Origin of the sequence: Photobacterium arenosum, assembly GCF_014841115.1 — a bacterium.
In the GTDB taxonomy this organism is placed as follows: Bacteria; Pseudomonadota; Gammaproteobacteria; order Enterobacterales; family Vibrionaceae; genus Photobacterium; species Photobacterium arenosum.
Map to the genome: position 1 here is coordinate 120,509 of NZ_JACYTP010000008.1, position 18,271 is coordinate 138,779.

Consider the following 18,271-nt stretch of genomic DNA (forward strand, 5'->3'; position numbering starts at 1 on the left):
AGGACGTTAGATAATGAAAGTCAGGTTACCAGCTTTATATTTATTGATGCTTCTGTGGTCATTGAGAACATATGCAGATAATTTATTCAGCTTTGACTGCCAAATCGACTACACACAAGATATTGTGAGTGAACAAGGTCAATATATTAGACTTGCTCCTTATCAAACCAATTATGATTTTCAAGAGTTAGGTATTACGGTCGCACCTAAAAATCACCCAGAATATCCAGAAAACTATTTAATTATCAATGAATCTCTGATTAGAAATTATCATATCGAAGTTGAGGGTGATAATTTCATTCTGAAAAGTAATGACAAAGTACTCATAAATACGAGTATTAAGAAGCCTTCAGAGGGTATTGTGATCAATGCAAGCATTCAAGAATTTTCAAAGTCTTACGTGCTTATTGACTTTTCATTTTATAACCCAAAGACCATGCTAAGACAGCATGACTGGCAAATCATGTTTGATAATTATGACGATAAAATTAACACTAACAATGTCACTAGGGGGATGAATTTTGAAAATTCATATAGTATTTACGAATGTATGAATGGCCTGGAAGAAACAAATTTTGAAGCCTATCAGGGATATTGGGGTAATCTACTAGAAGCAATTCTACAAAAGAAAGTTGAAATAACCCCAGAAAATCCTTATTGATATTCATGTATGGTTACATACAAGGATTCCAGTGTGCACGTGTTTTTTATCAAAAAAGATGCTCTTTGTATCACAGGTTACAATAATAAAATAAAAGTCGAAATTGATATTGTCAGATGTGGAAGTGGAGATATAGATGAATAAGAATAAAATATACCAGAAAACTCTCTATATTATCTTGTCTATTATTTCGTTTTTTTCAGCGGGTAATGAAGCTCGAATTGTAACTGAAGCATTTAGCTATGAACTGGTTTGTCATGATCTCCATCGGGGGGAAATGATCGTTGATTCGGTGATTGGAGCATATCACGAATATGAAATGGATGATGGGTACAGCGGTCAAGTAAAACTAGTTATTTCTGACAACCAAATATTAATTTATAAAGATAATGGGCTGATGATTAATGATGAATTAACTTCCAATGCTGTTGAAATGATAGGGTCATCTAGAATTAAAGTATCAAAAACGGATGATGAATATTTTTCTTTTCATCTAGGTCGTACAGATTTGGTTTTGATACAACATTTAATACAATATGATGAAACATTTAAAGATTTCTTTTTTGAGTGTACAAACACTCCTATGATTGGGAATACAGAAAAATTATTTGAACATATACATAATGTTAAGATTAATCAATTACCATGATAATGCTTAATGGAATTGTGCCAACAGGAGAGTGTATAAAAATTGAAGTCAGGGAAAGTGGTTTTGATTATTTTGATATCAGCAGTGCTTACAGTGATATTTAATCAGAGTCGTGGTTTTAGTCTTCATTGAATGTTCTGTGTGTCATACGACAAATGGGAAGGTGATCTCAATTTGTGGTCGTGGCCAAGAGCTCATGTATCAATATGGTCGCCCTGGTCATGTTAAGCTGGCATTTACACCCATGATTCTTTGTACTCAGAGTTCAATCGGGATGGTGCCGGATGATCGTGAAATCGAAACACTACTGTCGCAGTATCGTTATCTGGTACCAGCCGAATTCGATCTTGATGTCTGGGTGAATAAAGACCATGAGGTCGATGAGTAAAGAGAGTAATGAGATGAGTCGAAAGGGTTATCAATGTCGCTGGGTTCTTGCTGGGATTTTGGCTGTGTTTGGCGGTTTTTCTTCTGCTCATGCGGATGATCTTGTCAATCCCGATGACTTGAATGAACTGTATCGTCATTACTTCAAAAAATATGAAACCAAAGATGCGGCATTGAACGAAAAATATCGGGCACTTCAAACGATATTGTCTGCAGATGAGTTCTCGCAACTGAAAAGCGTTCAGCGTGCCTGGGTTAAATTCAAAGAAGACTTGTGTGATCATCATCCTTACTTTGGTGATGACTTTGCTGTGTCCGAGCTGGATCCATCCGCAAAATCAGTCATCTACCTTTGCCTGGCGGAAGTCACTGAAGCACGATTATTAGAGCTGGCATATATCACCTCTCAGGAGACGGAACTGGCTTACACCCTTTATGCATCCAAAAACAAAACGCTGCAGGCATCACCAGCGGATCAGAATGCATTGTGGCAAGCCTATGCAGACAAAAACTGTCAATTCTTGAGCACCTATCTGAAAGAAAACCGAATCGATTGTATGGAAAGACAGCGATTTTATTATTCAGCTTTGCAGCTTTAATTATGGGTCTGAAACCGTGACGATCATGATGTTGAAGAATGCAATGGCTTGAAATGGAAACTGACTGATGAAAAGTACCACCCATATTATTTTTATGTTGTGCGCATTATTGTTCGCCAACCACCTCTATGCTTCCGACAGTCAGCCTTGTTCAGAGGCATCGAAGTCAATTCTATTACTTGACTTGTCTCATCAAGGCTTCGCCGATAAAAAGTTTGACGCGATTGCTTGCAAAATATTGCCTCACAATCAAGATAAAATGCTCGCGTCGTATCTGAAGAATATGACGCAAGACGGTCACAGTGATCGATATTTATGGCGTGTATTGGTGATTGATCAATCATCCGGAAAAGTCCTATCCAGCTATCGTGATGAAGTTCAGGAAGATGGTGGTATTCGAGTAAGTCCATATAGCATCAAGTTGGATACTGCAAGGTATCACTTAAATGAGACAGCACGAGCATTGGGAGTCCGGTTAATGATCGGTACTGCTCCCCGGTGTGCTGATTCTCTCATAACTGATTTTCTTACATTGTTTGTAGAAAAAGATTCAGAGCTGACGCCTGTCCTTTTGAATCTTCCCACGAATCTTTGGCAACGACTTGAAGGGGATCACTGTAGTACGAACGATGATCTTTTGATTACGACACAGAGTCATGTCTTCCTTTCTTTTCTAAAGGATCAAACACATGGTTATCGGGACATTCGAATCACAACAAAGGTTGAAGAGTCGACTGATTATCCATTAAAGAACATTTATAAATCTGATGTAAAGAAAACAGAGCAAACGCTTCGTTTTGATGGACAATCTTATCAAGCGACAGAAGTACGGCCAAATCATCCGCAATTACTGAAAGATGTTTATGAGAATCTGGATATCACCACATTTAGAAGTTCTTTGATGCCAAGACGCACAGAGGAAGAAAGTTGTTTTCCAGATTTTGAAACCATTCCCAAGCCCGTTTATTCAGAAAAGATGATCGTGATGGACAGTGAACACTGGTATTACGCTTTAACCCTCACCAAAGAGAACCATTTAGGCTATCACTTTTGTTTTGTGGATAAGTCGAAATTGGGTACTTATTTTACTACGAGCTCTTTATTGCTGAGAAAGTATGGGAATCGCTATGTCGCATTGAAATTTGAGATAAATGCGTGTGAATAATGAGTCAGTCAACCAGAAGGAAAAATTTGATGAAATTAGGCAGTAGAAGCGGTTTGGTATTTTCAGCAATGCTGCTGTTTTCTCATGTCGCTCAAGCCAGCAGTAGTGACAATCTTTTTGAGTTTGAATTGAGCTGTGATGATTTGCACAGAGGCGAATATATTACCAACGAGTACGGGACCTATCCAGTCTATGAGATGGAAGATGGTTATAGTGGGAAAGTGGAAATAATTGTCTCCGGTGAGGATGTCTCGATTTACAGAAATGATGCATTGGCCGTCGAAAAGAAGGTGACTTCCGAATCAGTCACCATGGATCCCTTAGGTTTTCTGAAAATAGCAACTGCAGAATATAACTATTATACATTCAGCTTTATCGATGATGAGGCGCTTTTGGTGAATCACGTGTTTACAGAAGGTGATACCGTGAAGGATGCATTTCTGGAGTGCGAGTATGTGCCGGATATCAAGCGGGTGACTGCGCTCTACCAGCATATTCAATCTTTGAAGGTAAATGAATCATGAAACGATTGAAATTGATGGTGTCTGCCCCCCTTTTTCTTTTGGTGTGGGCGGGTTCGGCACAGGCCGCGCAAACCCAGTTATGCAGTAATGCCATGATGTCGGTATTGAAGTCTGATGCCCGCAATCAGAATGATTCTGAATGGAATGAGGATAATTTCAGCTCGGTTGCGTGTACAGGGTGAGAGCATGAGTTAACAAGTTGTAAAATCACCATATAAAAAGCATGTTGGGATATACAAAAATAGTGATTTTTAACCGCCTGCCACAGGTGTGAAATGCATGAGGTGTCTAATAATTACTCAACCAGCCCGAGAGAACTTACGTGTGTTCAAAAAGTGAACATACGTGCTCTCACCCTGGTTGCGTGTAAGCGCTTACCGGGAGAGCCAGACATCATGTTGGGGTCATATTTTCAGCGCAATTTTATGCTTCCGCTTGATGACTCATCTCAGTATCTCTGGCGCGTTGTCTTGGTTGATACAACTACGCATAAGGTGGTTTCTGCTTATACCGGTTCAGTTGGTGATGAAGGAGGGATCCGAATTGATAATGATCAGATCTGGCTGGATACCGCACGTTATTACCTGAACGATGGGACCAGAGCCGTCGGGGTTCGGTTAGATATTGGTTACGCTTCCCGGTATGCAGAGGGTGGGGCGTCTGGCTATATGACGCTCTTTGTGCGCGAGCAGGAAAAGTTACAGCCTGTACTGAAAAGTTTGCCGATGAATTACTGGACGAATCAGGAAGGCCATTTTTCGGTGACTGATGAGCCTGTCCCGATTCATCAGGCCAAAGTCTATATCAATATCGGAAATAAAATCTCCCATGGATACCGTGATTTAAAACTGACGACAAAAGTGAAAGATAAGATGAGCGATCAATATTTTTCAGATGTTTATGAAAAAGCCTGGAGTTTTGAACAGACGCTGAAATTCGACGGAAAGGCCTATCAGGGATTTAAATCATGGCCGTGATTTGCGGGATAGAAAGCACACAGGGTTGTCTGTTGCCAGTCTTGTTTGATGCCTGTGAATTCGGGGACGAAGGATGATGTTACGTATCTTCTGGCTGGGCATTGTGTTGTTGTCAGGACCGGCGGCAGCCCTTGATATACACACAGAGAACCGCCGCGACAATGGCGAACCCTATTGTGCGATACAACTCAGTTCACAAGGACAAGTGCTCGAAACGCAATTATGGGGAACCTGGTGTGGCGGTGTTCAAACAGAAGCGGTGTATCGTGACAGTGAGGAACTGCAACAGCTGACTGTGGTGCATGACCGGGGCAAGTATTCAACCCGCTATTACATCAATACGGCCGGTCCGCTTGCCATTGCTGCAAAAGTGTCTTTCACCCGGCATCCATTCCTGCCAGATATTCGAATGCTTGAACAGCAGGTCTGGCAACCTCTGGCTGTGGAGCTGGACCGGATTCGTTCCTCAGTGGATGTGAATCTTTTATCCACGCTGTACAACTTGCCTCTGGATATCAGCCGCTATTCTCCGGCCCAACTCTTTGACGAGCAAAATTTTTCTTTATTGAATCGTATTGGGCATGTCACCAACGCAGGTTGTCTTGATGGGGAAAGTTATGTCTATCTCTGTGAGATCGGGCGTGAGCGTGTGGCCAGTGTTTGTTTCCGCGAGCAAGATCAGGCGTTGATTTACAGGTTTTCTAAAGCGGGCACGCAGGAACTCATGATGGCAAAAACGTTGACCAGTCCCGGTGCTATCGACTTATTGTTCCAGCGCGGACATTACAAGTACCAGATTGATTCGCAGGCGCACCAGCTTCGGGTCAGTCTGCAATCACAATTGCTTTTCGAAGCGACATGCAGGTAGTTCACCATGAACCAAATGAAGTCTTTACTTACTGTGCTGAGCTTGATGCTCAGTGCTTCTGTCTGGTCTGAAACCACAGCCGGGGAAAATCCGGTGGCTTTGGTGAGGTCGGTCGAGATTGGTGATCATGCGGTCAGCGTTCAGTTTGCTGATGGGCGAATGCAATCCATCCCGGTGCCCCACGAAATTGAGTCTCTGGATTACAGTGCCCGCTTTTTGGATATCAACTTTGACGGACATCCTGATTTGGTGATTGACGATAATCTGGGAGCCAATCAGTTATCTGAAGTGTTTTTATATCATCCGAAAGCGCGGTTGTTTTCTCAGGAAGCGGACTGGAAAATGAATGGATTACACTTGAACCCGCGGCGAAAACTGGTGTGCGGTCTGCACCGTATCAGCAATACTCAGTATGAAATTCAGATTCTGACGAAAAATGGCAGGATCGAACACGTGATTTTTGATTACGAGCGAAATGCAGGCACTTCCGAAATGACCCGGCAAAGTTTAAGTCGGGAATTTTTTGAAGCGCTTGAACAGCGTTGCCTGAACTGAGCAGTGAAGAATTTAATGTATTGCTTGAGGAAATCCTAAGTGTCTGCATGCTTATTTTTTACTTCGAATTCTCAACAAAGCATATGTGTTGAGAATTCAAGAACGAAAGTGAATGAAGGTTAGTGTTTATGTTTATGAGATTCATTAAAAATAAGTGCTCTGTCGTTTTTATTTTCATAGTGGTAGTTGGTGTTTTATTTTTCTTACACGAACATGACTATGTTGCTGATTTAGGGTTAGGTATGACAGTATCCGGCGATAAATATGTCGATAGTGGTGATTGGGTCTTTAATTGCCACAATGGCGATCTCATCAAAAAGGATGGCATACCTTTTCCAGATTTTGATGGCAATGATTTGATGAATCACTTGCTTGCTAAAGGCTATGATTTCAGCCGTAATTTAAGTAAAAAGTCAGTGCTCAATGGCTTCTTCCAGTTATCTGACTGGCAAGGAAGGTTAGAATACAGCACTTCTAAAGTGTCGCCATATTCTATAGGAATCAGTGGAAATACATGGACAACAAGGTTTGTGAATGATAATAAAGAAGAATATTTAATCTATGTGATTAATGATAGATTGGATAAGTTGAACGAGATTAATGAATGGTCTTTATTGGTATCAGATTATAGTCCAGAAAAGATTTACCAGAAAGATGAATTAATAAATTTAGCTATAAGTAGCTGTGACAAAGAACAGATCTTAGATAATTGATAATATTCAAGTTAATCGTTAAGAGGGTACAATTTATTGCTGTAATAACAATCGTGGTGTTTACCAGTGCCTGTTATCCAATAAATATTTTGTATATGGTTTTATATGATGATTTCAAGTTATTCCGTAAGGGAGATTAGCGATTAAACTGGTTATTCTGTCTGCATTAGTCGCTAATCTAAGTGCAAGTATGCAGTTCAATGAAAATGAATATTCATTTCAATTCCACTGTGATGACATTCACGAGAGCGGAGAGGTTTATTCGTATGGTCCAGATGATGAAAGTGACGATGATGGTTATGGTGGGGTTGTTGACTTATTTATCACAGGCGATAATTTAACGATCAAACACAATGGAGACATAGTTGCTGAAAAACGATTGTCGTCTCCCGACGTTAAAGTGAATCGTTACGATGAATTTTCAGTGTACCTTGATGAAGGAAATTATTATTCATTTATGTTAAAAGAAATTTCAGTTGTTCATTACATAATATCGACCGGTGAGAAAAGGGAAGAAAACTACTTAGAATGTAAGAATTTTTTGACACGAGTGAAACAGGCCGAATTAGCTGATCATATCAGAAGTTTCAAAAAATGAGGTTGTTGCTTTTGACTTTGCAATCCTAGTACTTGTTTTCAATTTAGGAACGTGACCAAGATTTTATCTGCCATCATGTTTTTAATAAACCAAAGCTGCCTGCTGATTTATCAAGTAATCCCTTAAATATCATCAACGAAATGTCGCCTTTATGGTTGAAATCAACGGAAGGTAATAATAATGATGTTTCAACGTTCTTGGCTAAAGGTGTCATGTTTTACAGCTTGTATCGGCTTCATCTCCTCAGTGGCGACTGCTGGGGAAGTACAGGTACTCAGCGCCGTCGTGAAAGGCCAGTCAATCCAGGACGCCGACGTGACCTGGCAGCGAACCGGTCAAAACTCTGTCAGAGTGAAAACCAACGCGCAGGGCAAAGCGGATACTGCTCAGCTGGTTGATGACCTGAATACGACCATGCTGATTGAAAAAGAAGGTTATTCGACGCTGGTTGTAAAATGCCCCTGTGAAGGCTTTACCTATGCGTTATCTCCAGAGATGCCAAATCTGGATGGCTTGCGTGTTGTGCTGACCTGGGGTAGTTCGCCATCGGATCTGGATTCTCATCTGGTCTTTCCGGGCAACCATGTGTATTTCTCGCAAAAGCAAGGTGATCAGACTCATCTGGATGTTGATGACACCTCATCTTACGGTCCTGAAACCATCACTGTGGTGAAAAAGAAACAGGGCGAGCGATATGTCTATATGGTGCGCGACTTCTCAAATGGTGGCCGTGATGATTCGACGGCTTTAGCTGCCAGTAACGCGCGTGTTGATGTTTATATCGGTAAAACGCATATCAGAAGTTATAAAGTACGTAATGATGTCCGTGCCAATAGCTGGGTAGTGTTCGGCATTGATGGTGAGGGCGCTTTTCACGACATCAATCAGTACCTGTCTTTAGTTAAAAATAAAGACATCAACAGTCATCTGGCTGGCGTACTGGCTGCTGACTCCTTTGAATCGCACAGTCTGGTGACAGCGGCCATGATCGCTCAGGCAAAGCGGCTGAATACGGCTGGCGAAAAAGCCTACCAGGATAAAGATTATCTGGCTGCCATGTATTACTTCCAGGATGCCATCAACCTCAATCCGGATTTCAGCCAGGCATACAGTAATCTGGGTGTGACCTATCCTAAATTAGACAGACGTGCTGAAGCATTATGGGCCAACCGTAAAGCCATTGAGCTGGCATCCGGTAACCGCGCCGATCGCATTAAAGCTGGGTCTTACTACAATATCGGCCGCATCTATGAAGCCTCTTCTGAGTGGCAAAGTGCTTTGGATAATTTCGAATCGGCATCACGGCTTCGTGAGCATTCTGCATACCAGAGCGGTATTGATCGGATGAAAGAGAAACTACACATTCAATAATTGTCTTGCCTGAAAACGCCTGCTGTGACGGGCGTTTTTCTTATTTTGGATGACGTTATGAGATTGACACATTTTGTCCTAGCTCTTAGTTTGTGCGCTTGCTGGGCGCAGGCCGCCGGGCCAAATAAAGTTGCCACAACAGACAGAAACTTATGGCCTGAAGTGATTCACTCACAAGCGGCCTTTGACCGTGCTTCTGCCGCAGAGATACTGCAGTTTGTCCATGTGATGGCGAAAGTACCGCTGGCAAGCGCAGAGGACATCTCTCGTTTTACCGGTGTGAAGCAGGTGAGTGTTGACTCTGTTGTGACATGGCGTAGCAAAACGCAGCAGCGAATGCTGGAAGGGTATCGTTTTGCTTCTCACAATCAGTCTGTGAAGCAGTGGGACGATCTGGTCAGGATCGCGCGCGAACGCCTGCCTGCTTTTGACAGTAAATGGCGTGAATCCAGTGAGCAGTTTTACCACTATTATTTGTTTGAGCAGGTACGTTTAGCGACGCTGTTTCCCCGGATAAGCAGTGAGATTCTGACTTTTAACGACACTGAGGTAACGGGTGAACGTTTTGACGACGGCGAGTTTCTGCTGACCTACGATGACGGCCCGCATCCCACTCGTACCCAGACACTGATTAATCAGCTGAATTACAGAGGCATCCAGGCGTACTTTTTTGTGCTGGGTAGTAAGCTGGTTCCGGCTGAACATAAGAACTGGTATCAGTCTCAGTGCCTTGGGTCCCACGGATGGCGACATCATGCGCATAAGGCGCTGGATAAATCGAAAGACTCCATTACCAGCACGGATCAGGTAATGGCGCAATTTGCTTCCCTGCCTTCAGACACCGCTTTCCGCCCGCCTTATGGTATGCGAAGCCTGGCGCTTTCACAGTGGTTACAACGTCAGGGCAAACCTGTTTATCTGTGGACTATTGATAGCCAGGACTGGAATGCCCGTCTGTCATCACGGCAGGTTGCTGATCGTGTCATGACATTGATGTTGTTATGGCGAAAGGGGATAGTGCTTTTCCATGACATTCACCCTCACGCGACGGTTGTTTTGAATGATCTTGATGACATGGTGCATCAGGCCGGGCTGAAATGGCGGTCATGTTCATAAACAGCGAAAGACGTTGGTCTCAGTGCCAGCGTTTTTTTCGATCTTCATAACTGATTTCTAATGGCCTGCTTTGTATTTGCGGGCCAGTGGTCGTTTTTATTCTTAATCGCAGCATTTTATATTCAGGTCGGGATAGAATAATGCGCATAGTGAACATAAAAGCAATATTTTACGACTCTAGTTGGTAAGGGCAGAATAATACTTTATGGTTATATCAATTAATTTGGCGCAATGGCGGCAATGTTTGCTGTTGTTGTGTCTGTCGCTGTTTTCGTTATTCAGTTATGCGGAAGCGGATCAAGAAAAATCACAGCAAACACCGGAAGTTTTATTTGTCGGCAGCGGACCACTGGTTCCGCAGTCTAACCAGCAATCGATCCCTGTTAACTTTATCAATCTTGACCATGTCGATGTCGAGATATTACAGGTGACTGAGCCGGGGCAACTGCTGAACAGGCATTATCTTCAGGACCAATTATCCAGCTATGACCTGGACAATATCAAGCATGCTTATAAAAGCGTGTTTTCAGACCGCTATACACTGCCGCCCAGCGAGAAAGACGTCCAGACCTCAGCCCGACTGCCGATTCCGCATTTCCTGGATGCGGGCTGGTACATAGTGGTGATTAAAGCGCCTGGTACGTTTTACCGCGTGAAAGCCAAGCATATGCTGCTTACCGATGTTGGTATTCAGGCCAGAATCAATACCCGCCAGGCTGTATTCAGTCTGGCGAGGCTCTCGACGGGCGACGCGTTGACACAAGGTGTGGTAGAGATTTACCGCGATAACGCCTTACTCGACAGTCAGCCTGTTGACCTGCACGGGGTTGCCCGTTTTGATATCCGGACTCAGCGTAAAGATATTGTTATCGCCCGGATGACAAGCCGCAATGATAGCGGTGTCGCTAAAGAAGAAATGGCGATTCTGCCTATGCGTGAAGCGCCGCTGGATTTGTCGGACAGTGCCGTTGGCGGTCGAAAATATCAGGCGACAGAAGCCTATATCTACAGTAACCGTGATTTGGTGAAACCCGGTGAGGCCTTACCGGTAAACATTCTTCTGCGCGATAAAGACGGCAGGACCTTATCTCAGCGACCTGTCTCCTTGTCTGTGGTGAATCCATGGAATGAGGAAATCTTGAAGGAGCAGTTACAGCCTCAGGCCGAGGGTTATTATTTTCGTCAGCTTGAGACCGAGGCGAATTGGAAAACCGGGCGATACCGTATCGAAGTCCGTTTAGATCCGACCGCGCCAGACCCGATAAGCGAATTGTCATTTCAGCTCGAAGAATTTGTACCTGAGCGTATGGATCTGACATTTCAAAACGCCGCGCCATTTGTGTTCGCGGGCCAGACGAATAAGGTCGAACTGAATGGCCGCTATCTTTTTGGCAGCCCGGCGGCGGGCAATAAAGTGAAATCAGCGGTGACTTATGCCCCCGTCACTCATATTCCGGGCAAGTTTGAAGATTATGCTGTCGGCGTGCCTTTCACGCTGGATTCCAATTATCAGGAGCTGAAAGAAGTCGCCCTGTCGGAAGAAGGACGGTTAACTGTCAATCTCCCTACGCCTGATCCGGAACAGATAAAAAGTCCGGTAAAAACCGTGGCAAATTTCAGTTTGCTGGAGTCGGGCGGTGCAGCGGTACAGCGTAAGCTCAATTACGTGACATGGAAAAATCAGCCGGTTCCCGGCATTAAACCTGAATTTGTCTCTGTACCATACAATACCGATGCCTTGTTCAAGCTTGCACTGCTCAGTGCTGATGGACAGTCTCTCACCAGCGGTGAATTGGAAGTCACCATGGATTATGATCAGGGGCCGTATTACTGGGTTTACGAAGAAGGCATTGGCTGGGAACGTAAAAAACAGGAACGCTGGAAGCGTTTATCAAGCCAGAAAATCAAAGTCGGCCAGCAGCCGGAAAGCTTGGCGTTTTCCACCAAGTGGGGCGACTATCTGCTGACGGTGACTGATGTGTCGACCGGTGTGTCGTCCAGCTACAGCTTTTATGCCGGTTGGTATCAGGGTAATGAACAGCTGAAAGCCAAACCGGATCATTTGGTGATTCAAACGGATAAACCGGCGTATGTCGCCGGTGAGCAAGCCACAGTCACAGTGACTGCGCCTCTGTCCGGAAGCCTGCTGGTGACACTGGAAGCGGATCAGCTTGTCTGGTCGGAAAGCTATCCTGTACAGGCCGGTAAGATTGATGTAACTGTACCGGTTCCGGCATCACTGGCCCGCCACGATGTGTTCCTGACCACCACACTGATTGGAATAGACGGACAGACACCCAAGCGCTACTTTGGTATCAAACCGCTTAAATTGGATCGCAGTAACAGAAAACTGAATGTTGCGCTGGATCTGCCGGACTTGATCAAACCCTCAGAAACGCTTTCTGTCCCGGTGACTGTCGATAACATTGATGCCCGGCAGGGCGGTGATACCTGGATCACCCTGTCTATGGTTGATAAAGGGATCATCAATCTGAGTCGGTTCAAGCCGGTTAATCCGCATGATTATTTCTTTGGCCAGCGCCGATACAGTGCGGATGTCATCGATATGTATTCGCGCTTGTACGATCAGCGGCCTGATCCGTTTGCTCAGTCGCGGTTTGGCAGTGATGCCAACGAAGACACCGATAACAAAAATGACGGCCTGGTTGAAAGTAAGTCCATCATTCTGATGACCAGACCGATCAAACTGGTGGACGGCAAAGCTGTGGTTGACATGGCCATCCCGGACTACAACGGTGAAGCTCAGATTGTGGCGACCGTCTTTAACGGTTCGCAAGTCGGGCAAGCGGTGCTGGATAAACCCATCAGCGCCCCTGTGGTGGCTGAACTGAGTGTGCCGCGCTTTCTGGTGCCTGGCGACCAATCAAGTGTCACTGTCGATCTTCACAATGTGAGTGGTCACACTCAGACTCTGGCGGTGGCGATTGCGGGATCCGAAACACTTAACTTCAACCAGCAGCCAGCGACTGAACTGGTGCTGAAAGATGGTGAACACTGGAGCCAGAGTTATCGTTTTGGTGTGTCAGATACCACTATCACTGACCGTGCTTCGCTGACGCTGAGTGTGAACAACCAGGAGATATCGATTGAACGCTCGTGGGGGATCCCGGTTCGCCCGGTCATGCCCTGGGTGACGCAGTCGCAGTCGGTGCTGCTGGATTCGAAAGAGACATACAATGTCAGCGAGCAGCTTTGGTCTGGCCTGGATGTGGTGCGTGGCAGCATGGGACACGCTTATTTCAGCCGGACACCTGTGCTCAATACCGAGGAGCATGCGCGAGGACTGTTCCGGTATCCGTACGGTTGTGCCGAACAGACAACCAGTAAAGCCTGGCCATTTCTGCTGGATGAGCCAGAACTGCAGCGTTTCAAAGCCCAGGCCCATCAGACTCGTCATTACAGTGATGATGACGGAGACGATACGCCATCGACAGACAAACAGCTGATCGAAAAAGCCGTGCTGCGGCTGAAAACCATGCAGAAAAATAGTGGCGGTTTCTCATTGTGGGACAGCAGTGGGCGGGAAAATCCCTGGCTCAGCGGCTATGTGACCGATTTTCTGCTCGCGGCTGACAAACGGTTCCCTGGGGTGGTACCGGCTTCCATGCTGACTAAAGCCACCAATCGCTTGATGGCGTATGTGCGTAATGAATCACTGACCAGTAATCTGGCCTATGACATGGAATCAGCCAAAGTGGCGCGTGCCTACGCTGCCTACCTGATGAGCAAGCAGGGCAAGCTGAAGTGGAGTGATCTCGACAGCATGAAGTTGACGACCCTGCCAACCCAGCTCAGTTATCTGCATATGGCGGCCAGTTATGCCAACGTAGGTGCCAGTGATGATGCGGAAGATATGCTCGATGACATCAGGGATTACAACCGCAGGCACAGGTATTTCGGCGATTACGGGTCGAACCTGCGCGATGTCGCAAAATCGGTGACTGTGTTGCAGGAGATGGCGGGTGATAATTCACTCAAAGAAATGGCACAAGAGCTGCAAACAAAGTATCTGGAGCAGTTGATCGATCTGGCAAACACATCTTGGATGAGCACGCAGGAACGCGCTGCACTGGTGCAGGCATCTGCCCTGACCAACGCGGCAAACCGCGATCAGATTTTCAATCTGTCCTTCAGCGGTAATCCGATGAGCCAGACAGGGATGTTCAGTCAGCCATTAGCGAGTGACATGACAATCCAGAACCTGGATGACAAACCTGTGTATGTCAAAGTGCTGGCGCAAGGCTACCAGATGTTAAATCGCGGGATTGCCAATGAGGCTAACCGCTTTAATACCTTGGATGCCGAACAGGTAGAGCGCAAACTCTATACCATGAAGGGCGAACCTCTGGCGTCTAACCGTGTGAAAGTGGGAGACCGGGTTGTTGTGGTACTCACTGTCGCATTGAACGAGCGCGTGAATGATGCCTTACTGGTTGATAAGATTCCTGCCGGTTTTGTGCTGGAAAACCCGGCCCTGAATCAAGGCTTGCCGCTCGAACGGGTACTACCGGCAGGTATTGAGCTCAAGACTGCCGATCATCAGGAATACCGCAATGATCGTTTTGTGCTGTCCGATGAAATGCGCAAAGGCCAGCAATCCCGTTATGGGTATATTCTGCGTGCCGAAGTACCGGGCACGTTCGCGGTACCGCCTGTCTTTATCGAGTCAATGTATCGTCCGGAAAAACATCTGGCGTATTGGCAGACGCCGCAAACCATGACGGTGGAAAAATAGCCGTGATGATCCAGAGTAATCATTTCTGATGAAACGATTATTGCCCAATCTGCGAGCCACACTGCCAGTGAAAATGGCAGGGTTGCTCGTTTTCTTTTGGCTGGCAGTATTTGTGCTGAACAGCTTGTGGCCTTTGCCTCCTCTGTACCCGGATGGCCCTGCGACAGTCGTCGTTAGCAGGGATGGCGAGATACTGCGCTCATTCGGGGATCGGCAGGGAGTTCATCGTTACAACGTCACACTGGCTGATGTTGATCCTTTCTATATTCAGGCCCTGCTCAATTATGAAGATCGCTGGTTTTACTGGCATCCGGGTGTTAACCCTGTGTCCGTTGTCCGGGCCGCCTGGCAGTGGGCCAGCAATGGTTACGTTGTGTCTGGCGGATCCACGCTGACCATGCAAGTGGCCAGGTTGATTGATCCTCATGCACGATCGATTACCGGCAAGCTGAAACAGCTCTGGCGGGCTTTGCAGCTTGAGTGGTATTACAGTAAAGACGAGATACTCACTTTTTACCTGAACCTGGCGCCTTTTGGCGGCAATATCGCCGGTGTTGAGGCCGCCTCCCGGCGGTATTTCAATACTACGGCCGGGCACCTGACGAAGAACGAAGCCGCTTTACTGGTGGTCTTGCCGCAAAAGCCGTCGCTGTACCGGCCTGACCGATACCCGGACACAGCGCAATCCATGCGAAATAAAGTGTTGGATCGTCTGCACGGCAGCGGTTTGCTGGGTGATAAGGCCACACGGCATTTAAAACAGGAAGCGGTTGAACTGAGGCGTTCGCACAACACGACGCTGGCCCCTTTGCTCAGTCGTATGCTCAGAGAGCAGTATCCGGACAGGCATGTTATTGAGACGACACTGGACGGTGTTATTCAGCAGCGGGTTGCCCGCTTACTGACCCAAGTGAAGCGCCAGTTGCCTGCGCATTCCTCCGCGGCTGTATTGGTGGTGGATAACCAAACAGCCAATGTGCTCGCGTATCAGGGCTCGGTGGATTTTCAGGATAATAGCCGCTTTGCCCATGTCGACATGATTCAGGCTGTCCGGTCTCCAGGTTCCACACTCAAGCCCTTTATCTATGGTATGGCGATAGATCGCGGCGTCATTCATACCGAAAGTCTGCTGAGTGATATCCCAACCCGTTTTTCTGATTACAAGCCGCAGAATTTGAATGAGCGGTTTCAGGGCGCCATCAGTGTGAGTGAGGCGCTGAAACAATCGCTGAATGTACCTTTGATTCAGGTGTTTAATGCGCTGACGCCTGCTGTTTTCGAGCAGGGCTTACGTCAGGTGGGGGTGCAGTTACAACACCATCAGGCCAACCTGACGGTTGGATTAGGCGGGACGGGAACCAACCTGCTGACACTGGCTGAAATGTATCGTTCTCTGGCCACAGAGGGGAAGTTCAGAACGCTGAATATGGTGAGAGATCAGCAGAGAGCGCCAGAAACTGAGAAAACGCTCCTCAGTGCTGAAAGCAGCTGGATGGTATTTAACACCCTGAGTGCGATCAGCGCGTCGGACCGGGTGGTACCGCGGGTGCGTCGTGAAGTTGCCTGGAAAACAGGCACAAGCTATGGATACCGCGATTTCTGGTCGGTCGGTGTCAGCGCCGATTACACAGTGGCGGTGTGGGTCGGCCGCCCGGATTCATCGCCTGTTGTCGGTTATCTCGGCGCAACTCAGGCAGCACCGATTATGTTTGATGTATTTGATCAGTTACCCGAGGACGCCAGTCGGGTACAGCAGCCGGCAACGGTGAAGCGCCAGTTGATCTGCTGGCCCGGAGGCCGGGCCAAATCAGTATCAGCGGACGCCAGCTGCGCGTATCAGAAATATGCCTATACCCGTAATGGTCTGACGCCGCCTACTCTGGAAAGTGATGGTGACTTTGTGGTGACGGATAGATGGCCCGAGGCGCTGAGTGTATGGCTGCAACAGCAGCATATGATGAGTCAGGGGCTCTCTGAACAAGCGTCATCTGAGCAGAAGCAGCCAGAGGCGGGGATCAGGATTTTGTCTGTCAACAATGGTCAGCACTATTACCTGTCACAAATAGACTCGATTGCACTGAAAAGTAACAAAAAACCGTCTGAGGTATTCTGGTATGTCAATCACCAGCCGTTTAATGGCCGTCAGATCGATCTTACGCACCATCAGGGAGAGCTGACTCTGACAGCATGTCAGGGGCTGCAATGCGACAAGAGAGTGATAGTGGTTCATCACTGAGAAGCATAGATATGGAATATGGACTGTGAGCGGATGGTGCAGACGCTGGCCAGCAGTTCATTGCGCGGTAAACCGACGGCTAGCTGAGAGACTTGCTGGTATTATCTGACTCCGGGTGTAATCGCATTTTTTGTCTGTCGATCATCCATTTTGATATCAGGTCAAAAATCAGATTACTGCTTCGCCAGCGAACCTGATGCAGGGATGCAGACGTGCCATGAATGGCAGCCGCCGGCATGGCGGAAATACCCTGCTGTTTGAGATCACTGACAATACTGAGTTGTTGAAAGTAACGCAGCGAGTAGCGAACCCGGCGTCTGAAATAAAGCTTGTAGTCCTGCCAGCGTAACGGGCTGAGGTGGGAGTAGATGAACACGGCTTTGACGCACACACCAATGCGTTGTTTGGGTAAATCAGTACCGCTGCAAATATTGGTTGCTGAGAGAAATCCCAGCATGCTGTCGTCACCGATCAATCCGACGGGCAATTTGACGTGGCTGTTTGTTAATGCCCAAATAAATAAAGGGGAAAGCAGGTATAAACCACCAGCCAGGTCATGATTCTGCTGCATTCTGTTTTGCATCTGCTTACTGCTTCTTCCCTGATCATAAGGAAAGCCTGTAATGGCATTGTAGTGTGGCTGTGAGATGTGGCAGTCAACAATATGTTTAAAGGCGTTGTTACCAAATGTCAGATCGCCATCGGCAAAAACGGCGACTGAATGGCCATCATAATATTGATAGATAAACGTATTCCAGGCGTTTGACTTGTCACCTATCTCAATCAAAACCGGGTGAAGATTGGAGTTTGTATCAGCGATACCAGACACAATGTCATATGTCTGATCGGTACAGCCGTTTATCATGACAAACAGTTCATACTGATAACTGCCGCAGTTTTCCATGACGCTTTCAATACAGCTGGCAATGCTTTCCTCCAGGTTGTATGCAAAAAGGCAAATTTGAACATTGATCATCTTACCATTCCCGGCAACGGCCATCCCTTATTGGAATAACTATATACGGGTTTTTGAACACAGCCCAAACGCAGGATGAAATCGCACTACGGCCCGGACTTAGTTATTGTGCCTTTTGAT

At 46.3% G+C, this 18,271-nt stretch carries 17 protein-coding genes; 16 read left to right on the forward strand and 1 reads right to left on the reverse strand.

Annotated elements, in window-relative coordinates:
* Positions 1 to 13: 13 nt before the first annotated feature.
* The 16 genes from IFO68_RS13515 (at position 14) to pbpC (ending at position 17,175) form a co-directional block, all read left to right on the forward strand.
* Complete coding sequence (locus IFO68_RS13515; RefSeq protein ID WP_192016383.1) at positions 14 to 661, forward strand: hypothetical protein; 648 nt, start codon at positions 14 to 16, stop codon at positions 659 to 661.
* A gap of 136 nt (positions 662 to 797) precedes the next feature.
* Complete coding sequence (locus IFO68_RS13520) at positions 798 to 1,310, forward strand: hypothetical protein (protein WP_192016384.1); 513 nt, start codon at positions 798 to 800, stop codon at positions 1,308 to 1,310.
* 196 nt (positions 1,311 to 1,506) lie between these two features.
* Positions 1,507 to 1,698 carry a hypothetical protein gene (locus tag IFO68_RS13525; protein WP_192016385.1) on the forward strand — a complete coding sequence of 64 codons (192 nt, stop codon included), beginning with the start codon at positions 1,507 to 1,509 and terminating at the stop codon, positions 1,696 to 1,698.
* The gene (locus tag IFO68_RS13530; RefSeq protein ID WP_192016386.1) at positions 1,691 to 2,296 is read left to right on the forward strand and encodes a lysozyme inhibitor LprI family protein; all 606 of its coding nucleotides are present in this window, start codon (positions 1,691 to 1,693) and stop codon (positions 2,294 to 2,296) included. Before IFO68_RS13525 ends, IFO68_RS13530 begins: the two co-directional genes overlap by 8 nt.
* A gap of 67 nt (positions 2,297 to 2,363) precedes the next feature.
* The gene (locus tag IFO68_RS13535) at positions 2,364 to 3,461 is read left to right on the forward strand and encodes a PA3715 family protein (RefSeq protein WP_192016387.1); all 1,098 of its coding nucleotides are present in this window, start codon (positions 2,364 to 2,366) and stop codon (positions 3,459 to 3,461) included.
* Between the two features lie 29 nt (positions 3,462 to 3,490).
* Complete coding sequence (locus IFO68_RS13540; protein WP_192016388.1) at positions 3,491 to 3,985, forward strand: hypothetical protein; 495 nt, start codon at positions 3,491 to 3,493, stop codon at positions 3,983 to 3,985.
* On the forward strand, positions 3,982 to 4,167 hold the full coding sequence (locus IFO68_RS13545) for a hypothetical protein (protein ID WP_192016389.1): 186 nt from the start codon (positions 3,982 to 3,984) through the stop codon (positions 4,165 to 4,167). The genes IFO68_RS13540 and IFO68_RS13545 overlap by 4 nt, the downstream gene beginning before the upstream one ends.
* Before the next feature lie 93 nt (positions 4,168 to 4,260).
* Positions 4,261 to 4,962, forward strand: coding sequence for a PA3715 family protein (locus IFO68_RS13550; RefSeq protein WP_473741668.1), 702 nt, complete (start codon positions 4,261 to 4,263; stop codon positions 4,960 to 4,962).
* Between the two features lie 73 nt (positions 4,963 to 5,035).
* Positions 5,036 to 5,830 carry a hypothetical protein gene (locus IFO68_RS13555; RefSeq protein ID WP_192016391.1) on the forward strand — a complete coding sequence of 265 codons (795 nt, stop codon included), beginning with the start codon at positions 5,036 to 5,038 and terminating at the stop codon, positions 5,828 to 5,830.
* Positions 5,831 to 5,836: 6 nt separating this feature from the next.
* Positions 5,837 to 6,385, forward strand: coding sequence for a hypothetical protein (locus IFO68_RS13560; protein WP_192016392.1), 549 nt, complete (start codon positions 5,837 to 5,839; stop codon positions 6,383 to 6,385).
* Positions 6,386 to 6,513: 128 nt separating this feature from the next.
* Positions 6,514 to 7,098: a hypothetical protein gene (locus IFO68_RS13565; RefSeq protein ID WP_192016393.1), complete on the forward strand. Its 585-nt coding sequence runs from the start codon at positions 6,514 to 6,516 to the stop codon at positions 7,096 to 7,098.
* Between the two features lie 190 nt (positions 7,099 to 7,288).
* A complete protein-coding gene (locus IFO68_RS13570; protein ID WP_192016394.1) occupies positions 7,289 to 7,696 on the forward strand; it encodes a hypothetical protein in 408 nt (135 codons plus the stop codon).
* Between the two features lie 180 nt (positions 7,697 to 7,876).
* Entirely contained in the window at positions 7,877 to 9,067 is a 1,191-nt protein-coding gene (locus tag IFO68_RS13575) for a tetratricopeptide repeat protein (RefSeq protein WP_225445226.1), read from the forward strand.
* A 57-nt stretch (positions 9,068 to 9,124) separates the two neighbouring features.
* Positions 9,125 to 10,183: a polysaccharide deacetylase family protein gene (locus tag IFO68_RS13580; protein WP_192016395.1), complete on the forward strand. Its 1,059-nt coding sequence runs from the start codon at positions 9,125 to 9,127 to the stop codon at positions 10,181 to 10,183.
* A 205-nt stretch (positions 10,184 to 10,388) separates the two neighbouring features.
* On the forward strand, positions 10,389 to 14,939 hold the full coding sequence (locus IFO68_RS13585) for an alpha-2-macroglobulin family protein (RefSeq protein ID WP_192016396.1): 4,551 nt from the start codon (positions 10,389 to 10,391) through the stop codon (positions 14,937 to 14,939).
* Between the two features lie 28 nt (positions 14,940 to 14,967).
* Entirely contained in the window at positions 14,968 to 17,175 is a 2,208-nt protein-coding gene (pbpC, locus tag IFO68_RS13590; RefSeq protein ID WP_192016397.1) for a penicillin-binding protein 1C, read from the forward strand.
* 79 nt (positions 17,176 to 17,254) lie between these two features.
* Here the strand turns inward: pbpC and IFO68_RS13595 are convergent, their stop codons facing one another.
* Complete coding sequence (locus IFO68_RS13595) at positions 17,255 to 18,151, reverse strand: glycosyltransferase family A protein (RefSeq protein WP_192016398.1); 897 nt, start codon at positions 18,149 to 18,151, stop codon at positions 17,255 to 17,257.
* Between the last annotated feature and the right edge of the window lie 120 nt (positions 18,152 to 18,271).